The following is a 4,665-nucleotide window of genomic DNA, read 5'->3' on the forward strand; positions in this document are numbered from 1 at the left end:
GGTCTATGAGAATGTGCTGAACGACGCGATCTTCAGCGGAGATTTGGTAGAGGTAAAATATGTGGAGAAGCGGGAGATGAAACGATTCAAGGGTTTTGTGCACCGGACGAACTATATGGAGCGGACCGTCGAGCTGGCCAATCAGCGGGACGGAATCATTCATGTACCGTTCGAGGCAATCATCCACGTGGAACAATCGATGGACTAACGCCCTGGCGGTTGTTCGAAGTCTGTGTCACGAAAATTATTTCGTGACACAGACTTCCCTAAAAATGAAATAAAATCCTGATTAGCTCTCATTAACTTTATCATCAAAGAATAGCTCCCTAAAACATCAAGACATTATATATTTTTGTACTTCTTTAATTTTTTTCATCTTTTGTGAGAAAGTACATACTGACTCCTAAATAAATAAAGGGTATTCGGATTTCATGGTGGAAAAGGGCTTATAAATCACCCTTCTCCAAATTCTTAATAAGTGTGGAAAAATCGACACCAAAGTTGTCTGTAATGTCGTGATCATTCACTTCATACCAATTGAAAGTATCGTATAACATAGCTTTATTGAAAGCACTTGAATTAAATCGTGGCTTACGCTTTTTATGGAGCTTCTCATTTTGAAAAGGATTTTGGCTCGTAAGGCATCAAACGAGTAACCTCTACCCATTCGCTCTACCTGCCTAATAATGCTGTTAATTGACTCCGTATAAGCATTAGTGAGCCTTTTATCAAAGTAGTTGAATATTTCGACATGCCAGTTGTCTACGGCTCTCACGAGGTCTTTATATGCGTCTTTAGAGTTGCTGGACATACAACGGTGTCTCCATTGACTATAACGAAGATGACCTTCATCTGGATCAGGAGTATCCCATATCCAGTAAAACTCTTCTTTGAGTTCATAGGCTTCTTTTAAAGCAGGAAGATTACCTAACCAAGTATCTAAGAGGAATGATTCACGTTCATTTAGATCGTGTTTACGCTTTAGAAGGATAAACCTTTCACGCATAAGGGTACGTCTTTCTTTTTGGCTCATATGGGCTTTCAAAGACTTTCTGACGTTATCTAAGGCTTGATTAGCCATTCTAACTACATGAAACTTATCTACGACAACTTTAGCGTGTGAAAGGATAGTGTTCACTGCGTCTTTGTAGGGCTTCCACATATCCATTGTGACGTACTCAATGTAAGTCCTGTCACTGATTTCTGAAAGACGTTGGATGACTGTTTCCTTGTTACGGTTAGGCTTGATGTCATAAATAGTCCTGCGTTCAATATTAGTCAATACAAGCCGAGGTCTACGGATAATATGTATCTCGTCTATCCCAAGCCACTTAGGAGTTTCAAACTGGTATTCACGTTCTTTGAGTGCCACATAGTCCTTAAAAACGTTCCTAATGGTTTTCTCGTCAACACCAACGCTTTCTGCGACTTCTACAAAGGTCTTAGACATGGATTGCTCTTGAATGGACTTTAAAAGCCTTTTGGTCATACTACGCTTTTCATCTACAGATATTAGGCGTTCCCAGAAGGTAGATCCGCATTCACGACACTTGTATCGTCTACGGTTCAATTGTAAGCCCACTCGCTTTAAACGAATGGGCAAATCCATAATTAGTTGATTTCTTGAACTGTGTTTGTACAACTTGTCAAAACCACATTCAGGACAACGTTCAGGTGGTCCGACTGCTTCAACTTTAAACATCATATCGGTTTCATTTTCTTGTGGCGGTTCTATTGTTTTAATGTCTGGTAGGGATAATAAGTCTGACATATTATTCATCCTTTATTACTCTGCGGTGTTAAGGTATCAATTATAGATTTGATGTCGAAATCATCAGTGTTAAATTATTTTTGTGACCACAAATGCACTTAGAAAATCCCTTAAAGCATTAGCTGGTTCACTTGAATAGGGAGTTGTAAAAAAGTTCCCTTAGCCTGCACAACAAGATAATTTCGAAATATCTTTATCGAACGTAAGTGCAGCTAATTTTAGCCCTTCAGCCATTGTTAAATATGGTGCTAGGGTTTCTGTTAAATCTTCTATCGTTAAGCCAAATTTAACAGCTAATGATGCTGCATAGATGACATCTCCTGCATTCTCAGATACAATATGAACCCCTAATACTTTTAGTGTTTCTGCATCTGCTACTAGTTTAAATACACCGGTTGTTTCACGGTTTACAATTGCTCTTGGAACAGCATCTAAAGGTAATACAGATGTCTTCACATCATACCCTTTCTCTTTTGCTTGTTCTTCTGTTAAACCAACCGTTGCAACCGTCGGATTCGTAAACGTAACAGCAGGAACTACCGATAAATCTATTTTTTTGTTTAATCCACCAATAGCATTATCAGTAATAATTCCACCTTCATAGGCTGCTACATATACAAATTGTGGTCCTAAAGTCACATCTCCTGCTGCATAAATCTTTTCATTACTTGTTTGACCAAAATCATTGATCAGGATTTCATTATTTTTTCCAGTTTCAACACCTGCTGCACTTAAATTTAAAGAATCCGTATTTGGTTTTCTTCCAGTGGCAACAAGTAACTGATCTGATTCAATGACTTCTCTACTGCCATTTACTGTTACGTAAACCCTTTTTATCTCTCCACTTTGTTCAACACGCTCAAAAGTTGCCCCTTTGACAAGGTTTATACCCTGTTCAATTAACGCTTTTTCAACTGACTCTGAAATCTCAGGATCATACTCCTTTAAAAGTCGCTCACTTCTTTGCATAAGCGTTATTTCTGAACCTAAATGATGAAATAGTTGTCCAAGCTCCATTCCAATGTATCCTGAACCAATTACAGTTAATCGTTTTGGTATTTTCTTTAACTCAAGAAGTGTTGTACTAGTTAAATAGTCCATTTTTTCAAGTCCTGAAATTTGGGGCAACGAAGGCGATGCACCTGTTGCAATTAAAAAGCGTTTTGCAGATAACTTTGCCCCATTGACCTCAACCGTACTAGCATCAACGAATTTTGCTTCACCTTTAATTAAATCAAAATTATATTCATCAATTAAATCCATATATTTTTGATTCCGAAGTTCGCTCACTAATTTATCCTTTTGCGTGATTAAACTAGCTAAATCCACTTCTCCAGCGGATGTTTGTAAACCTATAAACGGATTGTCTTTTGATAAATGATTGATTTCACCTGCCCTAAGAAGAGTTTTTGACGGAACACAGCCAATATTCACACAGGTTCCCCCAACCGTTCCACGCTCAATCATTCCAACTTTTGCACCGTATTCTATAGCTTTAATTGCCGAAGAAAAGGCAGCAGCACCAGAACCAATAATAAGAAGGTCATAATTGTCTTCATTAATTAACGCCACGTTTTCTAGTGATGATACTTCTTCAATTTCTCCGGCTTGGTAATTTGCTTCATCAATCGCCTTTATTGCACTTTTAACCTCAATATCATCGGGCAGTTCAAATACTGCTTCACCACGACGATAACTAGACTCAATATTTTTAGCACCTATCTTTTCAAGTGCTGATTCTACGTGTTTTTCACAACCCGTACAAGTCATTCCTGAAATGTTTACCTTAAATTTATTCATAAAAAAGCTCCTTTCGTTAATTAATCTCTCATGTTAATGTTTCTATTATTGGACACGAATGTAATTGCTTTTCATCTGGACATCGTTGTTTTAAGTCGTCTAACATAGTTTCAATTCGTTTTAAATCCTCTATTTGTTTTTGCACTTCCTTTTGTTTTTTAGAAACAAATTCGAACATATCTTGACAACGAACTTCATCTTTATCTACAACACCAAGTAATTTATAAATCTCGCTTAAAGAAAAACCAAGTTCCTGTATTCGTTTAATAAACCCAACACGCTTAACGTCATCATATGAATATATCCGATAACCAGCTTCCGTTCGGTGAGGTTCTTGTAATAAATTTTTTCGCTCGTAATATCTGATCGTTTCTTTATTAACTCCACATTTATCTGCAAACTCACTAATGCGATAAATCATCTTATTTCACCCCATGAATATTATAAACCGTGTACCATAGTACACGGTCAAGTAAATTGGACTATTTTATTTTTTTCCCAAAGTATCACTCGTATGTGATTGATACTTTTATATAATATTATTGATTATCCTAACATCCCACCAGAAAATCCGATTTAAACACCAGTTGTTTTTAAACTATTAAGAAAGTAATTCCACTATATATTCCGAAGACCCTAAATAAACAAAAAGAATAACTGACTCAAGAATGATATGCTCCCCAATAGGTAGACAGATGAAATAACAAATCTGTTTATTCTATTGGGGAGTGTTTTTTTATGGCGAGAAGTCGGCATTCAATCGAACAAAAACTGGCTGCACTGCGCATGATGGAAGAAGAAACGCATACATGGAAGGAAATCATGGAGACTCATCACGTTTCTGAGAATACCCTCCGGGTGTGGAAAGTGAAATTCGATACCGGCGGGAGTGACGCATTGAAGGAATCGAAGACATGGAAACTGTACACCAAGGAACAGAAAATCGCGGCCGTCCGTGACTACCTCGACGGGGCCACCACGATGGAAGTCCTCTCCAACTATCAGATCAGTGATGGATCTGTTCTTCGAAAATGGATTAAGAAGTATACTAGTCATAGCGAGTTAACAGATTCGAGAAAAGGGATGGATCGAGC

At 37.7% G+C, this 4,665-nt stretch carries 4 protein-coding genes and 1 pseudogene; 2 read left to right on the plus strand and 3 right to left on the minus strand.

Annotated elements, in window-relative coordinates; translation table 11 throughout:
• A partial coding sequence (locus KNO72_RS15340; protein ID WP_214689688.1) for a YolD-like family protein occupies positions 1–208 on the plus strand: 208 nt, incomplete at its 5' end.
• Between the two features lie 238 nt (positions 209–446).
• On the opposite strand, the pseudogene KNO72_RS15345 reads toward KNO72_RS15340, so the two are convergent.
• The 3 genes and pseudogenes from KNO72_RS15345 to merR form a co-directional block, all read right to left on the minus strand.
• Positions 447–1,771: pseudogene (locus KNO72_RS15345) on the minus strand (ISL3 family transposase).
• 159 nt (positions 1,772–1,930) lie between these two features.
• Positions 1,931–3,571 (minus strand): mercury(II) reductase, encoded by a 1,641-nt coding sequence (merA, locus tag KNO72_RS15350; protein ID WP_214684190.1) that lies wholly within the window; start codon positions 3,569–3,571, stop codon positions 1,931–1,933.
• Positions 3,572–3,599: 28 nt separating this feature from the next.
• A complete protein-coding gene (gene merR, locus KNO72_RS15355) occupies positions 3,600–3,992 on the minus strand; it encodes a mercury resistance transcriptional regulator MerR (protein ID WP_001863748.1) in 393 nt (130 codons plus the stop codon).
• A 317-nt stretch (positions 3,993–4,309) separates the two neighbouring features.
• Between merR and KNO72_RS15360 the strand changes: the two genes are divergently transcribed.
• On the plus strand, positions 4,310–4,665 hold a 356-nt coding region (locus KNO72_RS15360), incomplete at its 3' end, for a helix-turn-helix domain-containing protein (protein WP_214758767.1).

The organism is Exiguobacterium sp. s123 (assembly GCF_018617075.1).
GTDB classification, from domain to species: Bacteria; Bacillota; Bacilli; order Exiguobacteriales; family Exiguobacteriaceae; genus Exiguobacterium; species Exiguobacterium profundum.